Here is a 16,072-nt window from a genome sequence, read left to right as displayed (position 1 = left end):
AGGACGCCGGCCCACGACTGCCGTCAGCTGGTGGCGAGTGCCGTGTCGTCGACGACGAAGGACGTCTGCAGCGAGGAGTCCTCGTTCATGAGGAACTTCACGCTGATCGTCCTGCCCTTGTATGCCGTGACGTTGAACGACTTCTGCGTGTAGGTCGCGTTGGTCCCGACGTTGGAGTACGTCGCCAGCGTCGAGGTGGTGGCACCGTCGACGACCTGGACGCGCATCGTGTCGTAGGCCGTGCTCCCGCTCTCGGCGGTGTCGGTGCGCAGCCAGAACGACAGCGTCGCGCTGGTGACGGTCGACGGGATGGCCACGCTCTGGGTGATCGTCTCGGTCGAGGTCGCGCCGTTGCCGCCGAGCCAGAGCTTCCACGAGCCGGTCCGGGCCGGGCGCCCGGTGCTGTTGGTGATCGGGCCGGCGGTGCCGGTCCAGCTCACGGCCCCGGACTCGAAGCCCGGGTTGGCGAGCAGGTTGCCCGACGGGGGCGTGGTGGACGTCGGGGTGGGGGTCGGCGTCGGTGACGAGGTGCCGCACGACTCCGTGCCGGCCGGGACCGAGATGGCGTTGAACGCAGCCTGCACCGAGGCACAGGTCTGGCTCGAGGCTCCGTAGAGCTCCTTCGCCGAGGCGGTGGCGCCGTTGCGGGCCGCGGCATACGTGCTGCCGGAGGTGAGCTTGGTCGAGAGGGTGCGGTACCAGACCTTCTCGATGTTGGAGCGGCCGGCGCCGGTCACGGCCGGGGCCCCGCCACAGGTCGAGCTGTTGTAGCTCACGCCGTTGATGGTCTTGGCGCCCGAGCCCTCCGAGGCCATGTAGAACCAGTGGTTGAGCGCGCCCGAGGAGTAGTGCGGGTCGAGGTTCTTGGTGTTGGTCGACCAGCAGTCCGGGCTCGAGCCGTCCTTGCTCGGCTTGTCCATGTAGCGCAGCGGCGTGCCGTTGCCGTTGATGTTGATCTTCTCGCCGATGAGGTAGTCGCCGACGTCGGTGGCGTTGCTGGCGTAGAACTCGACTGCCGCGCCGAAGATGTCGGACGTGGCCTCGTTGAGCCCGCCTGCATCGCCGCTGTAGTTGAGGTTGGCGGTGTTCTCGGTGACACCGTGGCTCATCTCATGGGCGGCGACGTCGATCGACGTGAGCGGCCGGGTGTTGCCCGAGCCGTCGCCGTAGGTCATCTGGGTGCCGTCCCAGAAGGCGTTGACGTAGGCGTTGCCGTAGTGCACGCGGCTGCGCGCACCGGTCCCGTTGTTCCAGATGCCGGCGCGGCCGAGGACCGAGTTGTAGTAGGCGTAGGTCTTCTCGGCGCCGTACTGGGCGTCGACGCCCGCCGTCTGGCGCGAGGTCGTCGAGCCGTTGCCCCAGATGTTGTCGGCGTCGGTGAACTGCGTGCCGGTCCCGGACGTGGCGCCGTTGAGGTCGGTCGTGTAGTTGCCCACCGAGTCCCGCAGGAGCCACGAGCTGCCCGACTGGGTCGAGTTGAGGGTCACCTGGCCGGAGTACTGCGAGTTGCCGGTGCCCACCTTGATGTCGTCCCAGCTGTGGACGATGGCACCGGTGTCGGCGTCGACGAGGGTGTGCAGCCGCGTCGGTGTCTGGTCGGGCTTGACGCCCTCGGTGACGACCTCCCAGGCGAGACGCGGCGAGTCACCACCGGCCCACACGACGAGCTCGCTGTCCTTGACCACTGACGATTCCCCCGCCTTTCTGGCGGCCACGCCACGAGCCTCGGAGTCACTCTTCCTCGGCGTCGTCGATGCGACGGCTGCCCGCCCGGACGCGTTGAAGTGCACGTCCTCCTTGGACCCACGAGCCGAGTTCTGCACGACGAGGTCACCGCCGATGACCCGCAGCCCCTTGAAGGTGCGCTCGTAGCGGACGTGCTGGGTGCCGTCCGGGTCCGTGACCACGGAGCGCACGACGAGCTTCTCGTCCTTCGACAGGCCGAGAGCAGCGTGGTCGCGCTGGGCGTCGACCTTGGCGGTGGGGGTCGGGCTCGGGCCGGCCCCGAGGCCGAGGGCGCCGGCCACGGGCAGCGCGAGGGGAAGGGCCAGTGCGGCGGTGACCGCCATGGCTCCGGTGGAACGTCGAATCACGTCGTGCCTCTTCTCGATCGGGCAGCACAGGGTGACGTGCTGCCACAGATGAAAGCGTCGTCCCCCTCCGGTGCGGCCGTTGGTGTGCCACGGGCTTCGGCGCGATCCGACCCAACCGGCGGACGCCGGTGTGCGTCAACGAATCTGACCAATCCTTTGCCAAACCCGGACCTTGTCAGGGCGCGGCACACCCCGGGTCAAGTCACGGTCAAGAATCGGTCAAGTGGCCCGGGTCCACGTCGTGCGGCGCACCCCGGAGGGCACGCCCGGCGCGGGGGCCGGGGTCACGTTCCCATACCCTGCGGGGGTGAGTGAGCCCATTCCGCGGATCCGTCGCCAGATCCTCCTGGCCAACCTCGTGGCCCAGGTGGGGATCATCCTCACCGGCGGCCTCGTCCGCCTCACCGGCAGCGGGCTGGGCTGTCCCACATGGCCCGAATGCGTGCCCGGCTCCTACGTCCCGGTGCGGGAGCAGGCAGAGGGGTTCCACAAGGTCATCGAGTTCGGCAACCGCACGCTGACCGGGGTCCTCGCGATCGTCGCCGTGCTCGCGGTCTGGGCGGTGTGGCGGTGGACACCGGTCCGCCGACTCAAGATCGCCGCCGTGACCGTCCTCGTCGGTGTCGCGTTCCAGGCGGCGCTCGGTGGGGTCACCGTCCTCACCGACCTGCACCCGGTCACCGTCGCCGCGCACTTCCTCGTGTCGGCGGGGCTCGTGGCCGCCGCGGCATACCTCTGGTTCGCACGGGACGAGCACGACGGCACGGCACGCCCCGTCGTCCCGGAGCTCGTGCGCCGGGTCGCGTGGCTCACCTGCGCCGTGGCCGCCGTCGTCCTCACGCTCGGCACCGTCGTCACCGGTTCGGGTCCGCACTCCGGCGACGCCGACGCTCCCGCGCGGTTCGGCTTCGACCCGCGCACCATCTCGTGGCTGCACGCCGACTCGGTGATGCTCTTCGTGGGGCTCGTGGTCGCGGTCTGGCTCGCGTCCCGGCTCTCGTCGGCTCCCGCCTCCGCCGGCCGGGCCTGGCGGGCGGTGCTGCTCGTCACCCTCGCCCAGGGTGCGGTGGGCTACGTCCAGTACCTCACGGACCTGCCCGAAGTCCTGGTCCTGACCCACATGTTCGGCGCCGCGGCCCTCGTCGTGGCCCTCACCCACGGCGTGCTGTCGCTTCGGGAGATTGCACAAGACTAGTTGCACAACAGTTCTTGTGGGTTTATCGTTTCCGACATGACCCGCGACGAACGACCCCCGGCCCCTTCCGGCCCCATGCCACCCGACGGCGTCCGCACGATCACCGACGCCAAGGCCCTCTCGGCGATGGCGAACCCGTTCCGCTCCCGCATGATGGACGCCCTCAAGGTTGACGGCCCTTCGACGGCCAGCGGCCTCGCCGCCCGGACCGGTCAGGCGGTCGGCTCGGCCAGCCACCACCTCAAAGTGCTCAGCGAGGCCGGCCTCGTCGAGGAGGCCCCCGAGCTCGCCAAGGACCGCCGCGAGAGGTGGTGGCGCCTCGTCGACCCCGGCACCCGCTGGTCCCGCGGCGACTTCGCGTCGGACACCGCCGCCGTGACGGCCGCCTACGCCGCGGAGGCCCTGGCCCTGCAGCGCCAGTTCGAGCGGGTCCAGGAGTGGAACGCCAACGCCGCAACGGTCCCCGAGTGGGACGACGCGGCCTTCGCCACCCAGAACTGGATGCGGCTCACGCCCGACGAGATGCGCGAGATGGCGGTGGAGATCGTCGAGGTGCTCGTCCGATGGAGCCGGCGCGAGGTCCCCGACGACGGCGAGGAGCGCGAGTCCGTCTTCGTCTTCTCCCGCGGCTTCCCGGCCCAGCCGTGAGCGAACTCCCTCCCCCGCTCGGGGCCAACCGCAACTTCCGCCTGCTCTGGGCCGGCGAAGGCATCAGCGTCCTCGGGTCGATGACGACGACGGTGATCTTCCCGCTCATCGCCGTCACCGAGTTCGGCGCCGGGCCGTTCTGGATGGGACTGCTCGCCGGCGCGATCTGGCTGCCGTGGCTCGTCCTCGGCCTGTTCGCCGGCGCCTGGGTGGACCGCTCCGACCCCCGGCGGGTCATGATGGCGGCCGACCTCACCGCGGCGGCAGCGGTCCTGTCAGTGCCGGTCGCCTGGGCCGCCGACGTCCTCACCCTCCCCCACCTCGTCGTCACCGCACTGGGAGTCGGCTGCTCCACGGTCTTCTTCCGCACGGCATACACGGCGTTCCTCCCCCGGGTGGTCTCGAGCGACGACCTCGAGCGCGCCAACGCACGCCTCTTCGGCACGGAGTCCGCGATGCAGATCGGCGGACCCGGTGTGGGTGGCCTTCTCGTGCAGGTCTTCTCGGCTGCGTATGCCGTGGTGGTCGACGTCGTGGGCTACCTCGCGTCGTTCCTGGCCCTGGCCCGCATGCGGCCGGAGGAGCTCGCGCCCGCGTCGGAGCAGCCGCCCCGGCGCCCGATGACCACGCTGGTCCGCGAGGGCGTGGCGATCGTCGCGCGCGACCCCTTCCTCCGCTACTTCGCGATCACGGGTGGGGTGAGCAACTTCGCGCTCACCGGCTACAGCGCCCTGCTCGTCCTGTTCATGGTCAGCGACCTGGGACTGGCACCGGGCTCGGTGGGGCTCGTCATGGCCGTCGGCGCCGCGGGCGGCCTGCTCGGCGCGACGGTGGCGACCAGGACCACCACCTGGCTGGGTGGCGCGGGCGCGCTGCGGTGGCTGCAGGTGCTCGGCGGGCCGCCGGCCTTGCTCGTCGGCCTGGCGTGGGCGGGCCCGGGCGCCGCGCTCATCGGCGTGGGGTCGGTCCTCGTGGGAATGGGAGTCGTCGGCGCCAACGTCGTCCGCCGGTCCTTCACCATGCGCTACGTCCCGACCGAGCTGCTCGGGCGCACCACCGCGACCTCGGCCGTCCTCAACTTCGGGACGATGCCGCTCGCCGGACTCGCTGCGGGCGTGCTCGGCACGTGGCTCGGGGTCCGCGAGACGATCCTGCTCATGGCCGGGCTCCACGCGGCCTGCTCCATGGCGGTCTTCATCGGCCCCTTCCGCAGCGGCCGGGACCTTCCGAGCACGCCGTCGGAGGGGTTGACCTCCGCCACGGTGGTCGCACCGGGAGCGGCGGCCCGACCGAGGCAGGTGCCCCGCGTGTCCCGGTGAACCCTCAGGTCGCGAGCCGCCTGACGACGGTCCATTCCGCCACCTGGCGGGCATCCCCCTGAGCCGTCACCGCGTCGAGGAAGTCCTCGCGTGCCATGCGCAGCAGCACGGTGTCCTCCACCGCGGTGATCGTCGCGGTCCGCGGGACGTCGCGCAGCAGGCCGATCTCACCGAAGTAGTCGCCCGGCCCCTCGCGGCGCAGGACGCGCTCCCCCTGGGTGACCTCGACCTGTCCGCTCTCGACGATGTAGAAACCGTCGGACTCCGCCCCCTCACTGAGCACGACCTCGCCCGCGAGGACGGAGACGTGGGTGAGGCCACGGGCCAGCCCGTCGAGGACTGCCGGCGACAGCGGCGAGAAGATGTCGACGGACCTGAGGAGCGGGAGGTCGGCGGGCTCGCGGAGCCTGTCGTCGAGACGCCGCATCTCGCCGAGGCCGAGCACGGAGACCAGCCCCACGGGCAGCGCGATGACGAGCAGGGACCACCGCAGCCCGAGCCACTCGATGAGGAACGGCATGACGACGGCACCGATCGCCATCGTCGAGATGAAGCAGGTCTCCAGCGCACCGAACACCCGGCCGAGGACGGCCTCGGGCGTCACCCGCTGGATCACCGTGTCGAGGTTGACGTCCACGAGGGGGTTCCCCAGACCCAGCAGGAGGACGGCGGCGAAGCAGGCCCAGGGCGAGACCATGGCCGTGACGAGGATCAGGGGCAGCGACCAGAGGAGGACTCCGGCGGTGAGGTCCCCTGCCAGCCGCCCCCTCGAAGACCGCGCGATCGCGACGAACCCACCGAGCACCGATCCGACCCCGAACACGGACTGGAGGTAGCCCAGCCCTTCCGGGCCGGTCCCGAGGACCTCCGCCGCCATGACGACCATGAAGACCGCCGAGGCGCCGGCGACGATCGTCTGGAGGCTGGCCGCCACCGTGACGAGCACGAGTCCCCTGTCCCGACCGATGGCCCGGAAACCCTCCATCGACTCGGCCAGGAAACCGGGTGCGGCCTCGGCCTCCTCGGTCGACGCCCCCGACCGCCGTTCCCGGGCTGCCCGCGGAGGGACGCGCAGTCCGAGGACCAGGCTCAGCGACCAGAGGAAGGTGGCGGCATTGAGCACGAAGACCACCGGCACCGAGCTGATGCCGATGAGCAGGCCACCGAGGGCCGGTCCGACGAAGAACGCCAGCGACTCGATGGTGCTCGCCGTGCCGTTCGCCGCCGTGAGCTCCTCCGGGCGCTCGGCCAACACCGGCAGCATCGAGCGCTGCGCGACCATGAACGGCGTCGCGAACAGGCCCGGGAGGGTCGCCAGGACGTAGATCGTCCACGGGGGTGCGTCGAGGAAGAGGCACACGGCTCCGGCGGTCACGAGGAGGACGCGGGCGAGGTCGGAGAGGATCATGACCCGCTTGAGTGGCATCCGGTCGACCAGCGCCGAGCTGAACGGTGCGCACAGGGCGATCAGGGCGAACCGGACCCCCATCCAGACCCCGACCGCCTGCGCCCCACCGATGTCGTAGGCCCACACGGCGACGGCGGTGCCATAGGCCCAGTCACCGATCGCGGACCCGGCGAAGGCGAGCTGGACACGGCGCAGGTTCGGGTTGCGGAACACTGCCCGCAGCGACTCACGTGTCTCGCGCAGGGTGCCGGCCACGCCGGTGGAAGCGTCGTCCTGGCGTTCGGGGAGCGCCTCTCCGACCTCAGACATCGCGACGTGCTCTCAACACCCACCTCCTCGAGGTGTGAGTGAGCCCCAGCGAGCTCGGCTCCCAGCCAACCAGACGCGCGGCCGAACCATGGGCGGGTTCGCGAAACTCGTGGGACCCCGACCTCGCCGCTCAGGGAGTGCGCCGCCGGTTCAGCCGATGGCGAGGTGGAGCAGCGGGTCGACCGCGACCGCGAGGAAGAGGAGCGTGACGTAGGTGATCGAGAAGTGGAACAGCCGCATCGGCTTGAGCACCTTGGTCGCCGCTCCCTCCTTGGCCAGGCGCAGGAGACGGTGTGCTTCACCGATGAAGACGACGCCACTGGCCACGGCCGCCACGAGGTAGATCCAGCCCATGTCGGCCACCGGCACCAGGGCCAGCGACACCGCGACCATGACCCAGCTGTAGGCAACGATCTGGCGGGCGACGGCGACGGCTCCGCGCTCGACCGGGAGCATGGGGACGTGGGCGTTGGCGTAGTCGTCCTTGAACGCCATCGACAGCGGCCAGTAGTGCGGCGGGGTCCAGAAGAAGATGACGAGGAAGAGGATGACGGCGGGCCACCCGACGCTCCCGGTCACCGCGGACCACCCGATGAGGGTCGGCATGCAGCCGGCGACCCCACCCCACACGATGTTCTGGGAGGTGCGTCGCTTGAGGACCATCGTGTAGAGGACGGCGTAGAGGACGATGGCGGCGAGCGACAGCAGCGCCGACGCGAGGTTGACGAGGACGACGAACCAGGCGGTCGAGATCACCGTGAGCGCCAGTCCGAAGACGACGCCCGCCCTCGGCGTCACCTCACCGGTCACCATGGGCCGGTTGCGCGTGCGATCCATGAGCGCGTCGATGTCGCGGTCGTAGACGCAGTTGAAGGTGTTGGCCGCGCCGGCACTCAGCGTGCCACCGACCAGCGTGGCCACGACGAGCCACAGGTCAGGGACACCGCGCTCGGCCAGGAACATCACCGGAACCGTTGTCACGAGCAGCAGCTCGATGATGCGCGGCTTGGTGAGGGCCACGTAGTTGCCGACCGACCGTTTCCAGCCCGTCGTCGGTCGAGCCGACGAGGCGGTGGTGATCGGGGGGGTGGCCACGGCGTCCTTCGGGGGTGCACTGGAGCGGTCGGTCGGACCGAGTCTAACCGTGGCCACCCATGCAGCGAGACACGGTCGTCCATGGCGCTGAGGTCCGGTCTAGGGTGGGTTTCGACCGTTTGACCTGCATCACATTGCCGCGACGTCAGAGAGGCTTCACGTGACCACCACCACGACGAAGGCAGGCGGGTCACGCGCCCGCCGTACCACCACCGCCAAGGCCCAGCGCTCGAGCGAGATCGCCCGCCCGACAGCACGCAAGGCGAAGTGGAACGACCTCGACGTCCGTGCGGTGGACACCATCCGCGTCCTGGCGGCCGACGCGGTGCAGAAGGTCGGCAACGGACACCCCGGCACGGCCATGAGCCTGGCGCCCGCGGCATACCTGCTCTTCCAGAACGTCATGACGCACGACCCCTCCGACCCGACCTGGCTCGGGCGTGACCGCTTCGTCCTCTCGTGCGGGCACTCCAGCCTCACCCAGTACATCCAGCTCTACCTGTCGGGCTACGGCCTGGAGCTCAAGGACCTCAAGGCGCTGCGCACCTGGGGCTCGCTCACCCCCGGCCACCCCGAGGTCCACCACACCCCCGGCGTCGAGATCACCACCGGCCCGCTCGGCTCGGGCCTTGCCTCCGCCGTGGGCATGGCGATGGCCCAGCGCCGTCAGCGCGGTCTGCTCGACCCCGACGCCAAGGCCGGCCAGAGCCCGTTCGACCACCACGTCTGGGTCATCGCCTCGGACGGCGACCTCATGGAGGGCGTGGCCTCGGAGGCCAGCTCGCTCGCGGGCCACCAGGAGCTCGGCAACCTCACCGTCCTCTACGACGCCAACCAGATCTCGATCGAGGACGACACCGACATCTCGTTCTCGGAGGACGTCGCCAAGCGCTACGAGTCCTACGGCTGGAACGTCGTCGACATCGACTGGCGCCAGAGCAACGACCCGGCCGGCTCGGCCGACTACGTCGAGGACGTCGACGCCCTGCTCACGGCCCTCAACGGCAGCAGGAAGTCGGCCAAGCCGACCCTGATCCGGCTGCACACCGTCATCGCCTGGCCGGCCCCGACCAAGAAGGGCACCGGCAAGTCCCACGGGTCCGCCCTCGGCGACGAGGAGATCGCTGCCCTCAAGGAGATCCTCGGGTTCGACCCCAAGAAGACCTTCGAGGTCGACAAGGACGTCCTGGCCCACGCCCGCAAGGTCAAGGCCCGGGGCAAGGCCGCGCACAAGGACTGGAACACGAGCTACGCGGCCTGGCGACGCTCGAACAAGGACGCCGCCGCGCTCCTCGACCGCCTCGTCGCCGGTGAGCTCCCCGAGGGTCTCGACGCAGCGCTGCCGACCTTCCCCGCCGACGACAAGGGCATCGCCTCGCGCGCCGCCTCCGGCAAGGTGCTCGCAGCGCTCGCACCGGTCATGCCCGAGCTCTGGGGTGGCTCTGCCGACCTCGCCGAGTCCAACAACACCACCATGGCCGGAGAGCCGTCCTTCGTGCCGAAGTCGAAGCAGACGGCCGAGTGGAAGGGCGGCCCCTACGGCCGCACGCTCCACTTCGGCATCCGCGAGAACGGCATGGGGATGATCCTCAACGGCATCGCGCTCGAGGGTCTGACTCGCCCCTACGGCGGCACCTTCCTCGTCTTCTCCGACTACATGCGGCCGGCCGTGCGGCTCGCCGCCATCCAGCAGCTCCCGGTGACCTTCGTGTGGACGCACGACTCCATCGGCCTCGGCGAGGACGGTCCGACCCACCAGCCGATCGAGCACCTCGCCGCCCTCCGGGCCATGCCCGGCCTCGACGTCGTCAGGCCCGCGGACGCCAACGAGACGTCCGCGGCCTGGGGCGCGGTCCTGCGCAACGCCCGTCCGGCCGCCCTCGCGCTCAGCCGCCAGGCGCTCCCGACGATCGACCGCTCGACGCACGCCAAGGCGAGCAACGTCGCCAAGGGCGGCTACGTCCTCGTCGACGGCGGCGACGACGGCAAGCAGTCCCCCGAGGTCATCCTCGTGGCCACCGGCTCCGAGGTCTCCGTCGCCCTCGACGCCCGTCTCGCGCTGGAGAAGTCCGGGGTCCGCACGCGCGTCGTCTCCATGCCGTGCCGCGAGTGGTTCGACGAGCAGAGCAAGAGCTACCGCGACAAGGTCCTGCCACCGGCCGTGCGCGCTCGCGTGAGCGTCGAGGCCGGCGTGGCCCAGGGGTGGCGCGAGATCGTCGGGGACGCCGGTCGCTCGATCAGCATCGAGCACTTCGGAGCCTCGGCCGACGCCAAGACGCTCTTCACCGAGTTCGGCTTCACGCCCGACGCCGTCGTCAAGGCAGCCAAGGAGTCCATCAAGGCGGCGAAGGCCGGTGCCGGCGTGGCCGGTGCCGTGGAGACCGCGCCCCGCCTCCGCAAGGACACCGGAACCGACGTGCCCACCACGAAGAAGCCTGCCCGCAAGAGCGCGGCCAAGGCTGGGAAGTGAGTCCCATGACCGACAGCACCGCACTCAAGGCCCTCGCCGACAACGGCGTCTCCATCTGGCTCGACGACCTCAGCCGGGAGCGGCTCACCTCGGGCAACCTCCAGGAGGTCATCGACACCAAGGGCGTCGTCGGCGTCACGACCAACCCGTCGATCTTCCAGGTCGCCCTCTCCGACGGCGAGAGCTACAGCGAGCAGGTCGCCGAGCTCGCCACCGACAACAAGACCCTCGACGAGGCGGTCACGGCGATGACGACGCAGGACGTCCGCGACGCCTGCGACGTCCTGCTCCCGGTCTTCGAGGCCACCGACGGGCTCGACGGGCGTGTCTCCATCGAGGTCGACCCCCGGCTCGCCCACGAGACCGACAGGACCGTGGCACAGGCCAAGGAGCTGTCGGCGCTCGTCGACCGCCCCAACCTGCTCGTCAAGATCCCGGCGACCGTCGAGGGCCTCCCCGCGATCACCCGGGTCATCGCCGAGGGCATCTCGGTCAACGTCACGCTGATCTTCAGCCTCGACCGCTACCGCGCGGTGATGAACGCCTTCCTCACCGGCCTCGAGCAGGCACGAGAGGCGGGCAAGGACCTCAGCACGCTCGAGTCGGTCGCCTCGTTCTTCGTCTCGCGCGTCGACTCCGAGGTCGACAAGCGGCTCGACGCCATCGAGGGCCAGCACGCCGAGGCCGCCAAGGGTCTCAAGGGCAAGGCGGCGATCGCCAACGCCCGCCTCGCCTACCAGGCCTTCGAGGAGGTGTTCTCGACGCCGCGCTGGAAGAGCCTCGAGGCGGACGGCGCCGAGCCGCAGCGCCCCCTGTGGGCCTCCACGGGCGTCAAGGACCCGGCATACCCGGACACCATGTACGTCACCGAGCTCGTCGCCCCGGGCACGGTCAACACCATGCCCGAGAAGACCCTCGACGCGGTCAAGGACCACGGCGAGATCACCGGCAACACCATCGAGGGCACCTACGAGGAGTCGGCCGAGGTCCTGGACGCCCTCGAGCGTCTCGGCATCTCCTACTCCGACGTCACCGCCCAGCTCGAGAAGGAGGGCGTCGACAAGTTCGAGAAGTCGTGGGAGGAGCTGCTCGCCGGAGTGCAGGCCGAGCTCGACAAGGTCGCTCGATGAGCAGCCTCGAGGTCACCGCACGCGGTGCCGCCGCCGACGCCATCTCGGCCCACGTCCCCACCCTCGTGGAGGACCAGGTGGCCAGCCGACTGTTCGCCCGGGACGCCACCCTCTGGGGCAAGGGCGCCGAGGAGGAAGCCGGCAAGCGGCTGTCGTGGGTGGGCCTGGCCCGGTCGTCACGTCCGTTGCTCGGCGAGATCTCGGCGCTGCGCGAGGAGCTGCGTGAGGACGGCGTGTCCCGCATCGTGCTCTGCGGGATGGGCGGCTCGTCGCTGGCTCCCGAGGTCATCTGCGCCACGGCCGGGGTCGACATCGTCGTCCTCGACTCGTCGGCTCCCGACGTCGTCCGGCGTGCCGTGACGACCCACCTCGACCGGACCGCTGTCGTCGTCTCCTCGAAGTCGGGGTCGACGGTCGAGACGGACTCGCAGCGACGGGCCTTCGAGGCGGCGTTCGCCGAGGCCGGGATCGACCCGACCCGCCGGATCGTCATCGTCACCGACCCGGGCAGCCCGCTCGACGGCGAGGCACGCACGGCCGGCTACCGCGTCATCAACGCCGACCCCGACGTCGGTGGCCGCTACTCCGCGCTCACGGCGTTCGGCCTCGTCCCGTCCGGGCTCGCCGGTGCGGACGTCGGCGCACTGCTCGACGACGCCGAGGCGGTCGCCGACCTGCTCGCCGCTGACGACGAGGGCAACCCGGCCCTGCGCCTCGGTGCTGCCATGGGTGGCACGAAGCCGCTGCGCGACAAGCTCGTCCTCGTCGACGCCGGCACCGAGAACGTCGGCTTCGGGGCGTGGGCCGAGCAGCTCATCGCCGAGTCCACCGGCAAGGACGGCACCGGCATCCTCCCGGTGGTCGCCGACGGCGACGCCCCCGACCACACCTACGCCGACGCCAACGTCGTGCGCCTCGTCGCGTCCGCCGACGACGACGACCCCGTCGAGGTCCTCGCGGACGCGCCGCCGCGCCACCCCGACTCGATCGCGGCCGAGCAGCCCGGACCGGCCGACGAGGTTCCCGAGGCCAACCTCGGCGACAGTGGCTCGCTCATCACCGTCTCGGGGACGCTCGGCGCCCAGCTGCTCCTCTGGGAGGTCGCGACCGCGGTCGCCGGCCGACTGCTCGGGATCAACCCGTTCGACCAGCCCGACGTCGAGAGCGCCAAGAAGGCCGCGCGAGGTCTCCTCGAGCAGGCAGGCACGACCGCCGAGGAGCCCGCGTTCGTCGACGGCTCCGTCGAGGTTCGGGCGCTGGGCGGCGACTGGCTCGGCGACGCGAGCTCCTTGCCCGCAGCCGTGACCGCACTGCTCGACCAGCTCGACGACTCGAGCGGCTACGTCGCCGTGATGGTCTACCTCGACCGCGAGGAGGACGCCGACCTCGAGCAGGTGGCCCGAACCCTGTTCGACCACACCGGCCGTCCCGTGACGTTCGGGTGGGGTCCCCGCTTCCTGCACTCGACAGGTCAGTACCACAAGGGCGGCCCCGCCAACGGGGTCTTCATCCAGGTCACCGCCGAGCCCGAGGAGGACCTCGCGGTTCCCGGCCGCGACTTCACCTTCGGCGAGTTCATCGCGGCACAGGCCGGGGGCGATGCCCAGGTCCTCGCCGAGCACGACCGCCCCGTCCTGCGCCTGCACCTCACCAGCCACCACCGCGGGCTGAGCCAGGTGCGGTCCGCCCTCTCGACCTCAGGAGACTGATGAGCCCGGCGCGTGTGACCGCGACACACAACCCCCTGCGCGACCCGCGCGACAAACGGCTCCCCCGCATCGCGGGCCCCTGCAGTCTCGTCCTCTTCGGCGTCACCGGGGACCTCGCCCGCAAGAAGCTCATGCCGGCGATCTACGACCTGGCCAACCGCGGCCTGCTCCCGCCGGGCTTCTCGCTCATCGGGTTCGCGCGCCGCGACTGGGCCGACCAGGACTTCGGCAAGATCGTCTACGAGTCGGTCAAGGAGCGCTCTCGCACGCCGTTTCGTGAGGACGTCTGGCGCTCGCTCAGCGAGGGCATCCGCTTCGTCCCCGGGACATTCGACGACCCCGCGGCCTTCGACCTGCTCACCGAGACCGTCAAGGACCTCGACGAGCAGCGCGGCACCGGAGGCAACCACGCCTTCTACCTGTCCATCCCGCCGTCGTTCTTCGCGACCGTCTGCGAGCAGCTCAAGCGCTCGGGGCTGTCGACACCCGACGCCGAGTCCTGGCGGCGCGTCGTCATCGAGAAGCCCTTCGGTCACGACCTCAGGAGCGCGCGCGAGCTCAACGAGATCGTCGCCGACGTCTTCCCCCCGGACTCGGTCTTCCGGATCGACCACTACCTCGGCAAGGAGACCGTCCAGAACCTCCTGGCCCTGCGCTTCGCCAACCAGATGTTCGAGCCGGTCTGGAACAGCCACTACGTCGACCACGTCCAGATCACCATGGCCGAGGACATCGGCATCGGCGGTCGGGCGGGCTACTACGACGGCATCGGCGCCGCCCGTGACGTCATCCAGAACCACCTGCTCCAGCTGCTCGCCCTCACGGCCATGGAGGAGCCGGTGTCGTTCGACGCCGAACACCTGCGCAGCGAGAAGGAGAAGGTCCTCTCGGCAGTCCGGCTGCCCAAGGACCTCGCCAAGGGCACGGCCCGGGGGCAGTACGCCCGCGGCTGGCAGGGCGGCGAGGAGGTCGGCGGCTACCTCGAGGAGGAGGGCGTCCGCGCGCGCTCGTCCACCGAGACGTATGCCGCGGTCAAGCTCGAGGTCGACACCCGCCGTTGGGCGGGGGTTCCCTTCTACCTGCGGACCGGCAAGCGGCTCGGCAAGCGCGTCACCGAGATCGCGGTCGTCTTCAAGAAGGCGCCCCACCTCCCCTTCGCGGACACCGCGACCGAGGAGCTCGGTCAGAACGCCGTCGTCATCCGGGTCCAGCCCGACGAGGGGGTGACCATGCGCTTCGGCGCCAAGGTCCCCGGGGCGCAGATGGAGGTGCGTGACGTGACGATGGACTTCGGCTACGGCCGCGCCTTCACCGAGAGCTCACCTGAGGCCTACGAGCGGCTCATCCTCGACGTCCTCCTCGGCGAACCGCCGCTCTTCCCGCGGCACGAGGAGGTCGAGCTCTCCTGGCAGATCCTCGACCCGATCGAGGAGTTCTGGTCCAAGCACAACAGCCACATCGACCAGTACGTCTCGGGCACGTGGGGGCCGGAGAGCGCCGACGACCTCATGCGCCGTGACGGCCGCGAATGGAGGCTCCCGTGATCGTCGACCTGCCCAGCACCACGACCGTCGACATCTCCAAGAAGCTCGTCCGGCTGCGCTCCGACACCGGCTCGATGGCGCTGACCCGGGTGCTCACCCTCGTGGTCGCCGTCCACGAGAGCGAGGCCGACGCGGCCATCGAGACCGCCAACGACGCGAGCCGGCAGCACCCCTGCCGGATCATCGTCGTCGTCACGGCCAACCGTCGTGGCGCGGCCCGGCTCGACGCGCAGATCCGTATCGGCGGTGATGCCGGTGCCAGCGAGGTCGTCGTCCTGCGCCTCTTCGGCCCGTTGGCCGCCCACGGCCGCGCCGTGGTCACACCGCTCCTGCTGGCCGACGCCCCGATCGTGGCGTGGTGGCCCACCGACCCGCCCAAGGACCCGGCCGCCGACCCGATCGGCGCCATGGCACAGCGACGCGTCACCGACGTGTCCCGGGCCAAGGGCACGCCGAAGTCCGTCCTCGGGCGGCTCGCACGGTCGTACGCGCCCGGCGACACCGACCTGTCGTGGTCGCGGATCACGCTGTGGCGAGCCCTGCTCACCGCCGCGCTGGACCAGGCACCGTTCGAGCCGGTCACCTCGGTCACCGTCACCGGTGGGTCGGACTCACCCTCGGCCGAGCTGCTCGCCGGGTGGCTGGCCAAGCGCCTGCGCTGCCCCGTCACCCTCGTGCCGTCACGCGTGGGCAGCGGGATCATCAGCGTCCGGCTCGACCGGGCCAGCGGCCCCCTCGACCTAGTCCGTCCGCCGAACGGCACCTCGGCGACGTTGTCCCAGCCCGGGACGCCGGAGCGCACCATCGCCCTCCCGCCGCGCAGCGACGCCGAGTGCCTCGCCGACGAGCTGCGCCGTCTCGACCCGGACGAGCCCTACGCCGACGCCCTGCGCGACGGGCTCGACGGTGTGAGCCACTCGCGTCGCACCTCGACCGAGTCGCAGCGGATGGGCATCACCCCGTCGGTCGCCGAGGCCCGCGAGGACGCCGAGCGCATCAAGCGCGAGTCGTCGGCCGGCGCCAGCTCAGCGATGGTCGAGGCGGCGCCGATGCCCGACAAGAGCGACGACCCGGCACAGGTGCAGCAGGCAGCGGCCACGAAGCTCGAGAAGGTCCGCACCAAGCGAGCGGCCAAGAAGTGACCGGAGGAAC

General features: G+C 70.7%; 11 protein-coding genes. 8 read left to right on the top strand and 3 right to left on the bottom strand.

Annotation, left to right across the window (positions count from 1 at the left end; translation table 11 throughout):
• Positions 1-23: 23 nt before the first annotated feature.
• Positions 24-2,093, bottom strand: coding sequence for a M4 family metallopeptidase (locus LL946_RS16410; protein ID WP_404382541.1), 2,070 nt, complete (start codon positions 2,091-2,093; stop codon positions 24-26).
• A gap of 307 nt (positions 2,094-2,400) precedes the next feature.
• Between LL946_RS16410 and LL946_RS16405 the strand changes: the two genes are divergently transcribed.
• Genes LL946_RS16405 through LL946_RS16395 form a run of 3 tightly spaced genes read left to right on the top strand, consistent with a single transcriptional unit; the run spans position 2,401 to position 5,255 of the window.
• The gene (locus LL946_RS16405) at positions 2,401-3,288 is read left to right on the top strand and encodes a heme A synthase (protein ID WP_404382539.1); all 888 of its coding nucleotides are present in this window, start codon (positions 2,401-2,403) and stop codon (positions 3,286-3,288) included.
• A gap of 36 nt (positions 3,289-3,324) precedes the next feature.
• Entirely contained in the window at positions 3,325-3,936 is a 612-nt protein-coding gene (locus LL946_RS16400) for an ArsR/SmtB family transcription factor (protein WP_404382537.1), read from the top strand.
• Positions 3,933-5,255: an MFS transporter gene (locus tag LL946_RS16395; protein ID WP_404382535.1), complete on the top strand. Its 1,323-nt coding sequence runs from the start codon at positions 3,933-3,935 to the stop codon at positions 5,253-5,255. The genes LL946_RS16400 and LL946_RS16395 overlap by 4 nt, the downstream gene beginning before the upstream one ends.
• 4 nt (positions 5,256-5,259) lie before the next feature.
• Here LL946_RS16395 and LL946_RS16390 read toward each other — a convergent pair whose 3' ends face one another.
• Positions 5,260-6,972 carry an MFS transporter gene (locus tag LL946_RS16390; RefSeq protein WP_404382533.1) on the bottom strand — a complete coding sequence of 571 codons (1,713 nt, stop codon included), beginning with the start codon at positions 6,970-6,972 and terminating at the stop codon, positions 5,260-5,262.
• A 150-nt stretch (positions 6,973-7,122) separates the two neighbouring features.
• Complete coding sequence (locus tag LL946_RS16385; RefSeq protein WP_404382531.1) at positions 7,123-8,067, bottom strand: heme o synthase; 945 nt, start codon at positions 8,065-8,067, stop codon at positions 7,123-7,125.
• Between the two features lie 160 nt (positions 8,068-8,227).
• On the opposite strand from LL946_RS16385, the gene tkt reads away from it, so the two are divergent.
• The 5 genes from tkt to LL946_RS16360 are packed head-to-tail and all read left to right on the top strand — an operon-like array spanning position 8,228 to position 16,062.
• Positions 8,228-10,537, top strand: a complete 2,310-nt coding sequence (gene tkt, locus LL946_RS16380; RefSeq protein WP_404382529.1) for a transketolase — start codon at positions 8,228-8,230, stop codon at positions 10,535-10,537.
• A gap of 5 nt (positions 10,538-10,542) precedes the next feature.
• Complete coding sequence (gene tal / locus LL946_RS16375; protein WP_404382527.1) at positions 10,543-11,667, top strand: transaldolase; 1,125 nt, start codon at positions 10,543-10,545, stop codon at positions 11,665-11,667.
• Positions 11,664-13,376: a glucose-6-phosphate isomerase gene (locus tag LL946_RS16370; protein WP_404382525.1), complete on the top strand. Its 1,713-nt coding sequence runs from the start codon at positions 11,664-11,666 to the stop codon at positions 13,374-13,376. Before tal ends, LL946_RS16370 begins: the two co-directional genes overlap by 4 nt.
• Positions 13,376-14,920 carry a glucose-6-phosphate dehydrogenase gene (zwf, locus tag LL946_RS16365; RefSeq protein ID WP_404382523.1) on the top strand — a complete coding sequence of 515 codons (1,545 nt, stop codon included), beginning with the start codon at positions 13,376-13,378 and terminating at the stop codon, positions 14,918-14,920. Before LL946_RS16370 ends, zwf begins: the two co-directional genes overlap by 1 nt.
• Entirely contained in the window at positions 14,917-16,062 is a 1,146-nt protein-coding gene (locus LL946_RS16360) for a glucose-6-phosphate dehydrogenase assembly protein OpcA (protein WP_404382521.1), read from the top strand. Before zwf ends, LL946_RS16360 begins: the two co-directional genes overlap by 4 nt.
• Positions 16,063-16,072: the final 10 nt, after the last annotated feature.

Origin of the sequence: Knoellia locipacati, from assembly GCF_044791685.1 — a bacterium.
GTDB classification, from domain to species: domain Bacteria; phylum Actinomycetota; class Actinomycetes; order Actinomycetales; family Dermatophilaceae; genus Knoellia; species Knoellia locipacati_A.
The sequence above is the reverse complement of the archived record's forward strand: the minus strand, read 5'-3'. Positions and strand labels throughout refer to the sequence as shown.

Bases quoted from the DNA above. Each gene is read 5' to 3' on its own strand.
- LL946_RS16370 (WP_404382525.1), top strand. From the start codon at position 11,664: ATGAGCAGCCTCGAGGTCACCGCACGCGGTGCCGCCGCCGACGCCATC.
- LL946_RS16400 (WP_404382537.1), top strand. From the start codon at position 3,325: ATGACCCGCGACGAACGACCCCCGGCCCCTTCCGGCCCCATGCCACCC.
- tal (WP_404382527.1), top strand. From the start codon at position 10,543: ATGACCGACAGCACCGCACTCAAGGCCCTCGCCGACAACGGCGTCTCC.
- LL946_RS16390 (WP_404382533.1), bottom strand. From the start codon at position 6,972: ATGTCTGAGGTCGGAGAGGCGCTCCCCGAACGCCAGGACGACGCTTCC.
- zwf (WP_404382523.1), top strand. From the start codon at position 13,376: ATGAGCCCGGCGCGTGTGACCGCGACACACAACCCCCTGCGCGACCCG.